We start from the raw sequence: 339 nt of genomic DNA, 5'->3' as shown, positions 1-339 counted from the left end.
AGAGACGACAAGCATGCGCCGGTCATGGTGAGGAAGCCCGACCGCAACACCTACCCGGACCTGCCAGCGGACTTCACCTACCTGCAGGTCAGCGCAGGATACGCTCATTCCCTGGCCCTGGGCAGCGACGGCAACGCCTACGCCTGGGGATACAACAACTACAGCCAGCTCGGCGACGGGACAGGCAGCAGCTATCAGACTGTGCCGGTCAGGGTGAAGACGCCCGACCGCAACACCTACCCGGACCTGCCAGCGGACTTCACCTACCTGCAGGTCAGCGCAGGATACTGGCATTCGCTGGCCCTGGGCAGCGACGGCAACGTTTACGCCTGGGGATTA

Annotated in this window: 1 pseudogene; it reads left to right on the top strand. The window is 63.7% G+C overall.

What is annotated here, in order from left to right:
• Positions 1 to 24: 24 nt before the first annotated feature.
• Positions 25 to 339, top strand: a pseudogene (locus H3T92_RS08155) (hypothetical protein); the annotation flags it as partial.

The sequence above is a fragment of the Bifidobacterium sp. W8112 genome, from assembly GCF_016101425.1.
Taxonomy (GTDB): Bacteria; Actinomycetota; Actinomycetes; order Actinomycetales; family Bifidobacteriaceae; genus Bombiscardovia; species Bombiscardovia apousia.
This window is presented reverse-complemented; position numbering and strand designations above follow the sequence as displayed.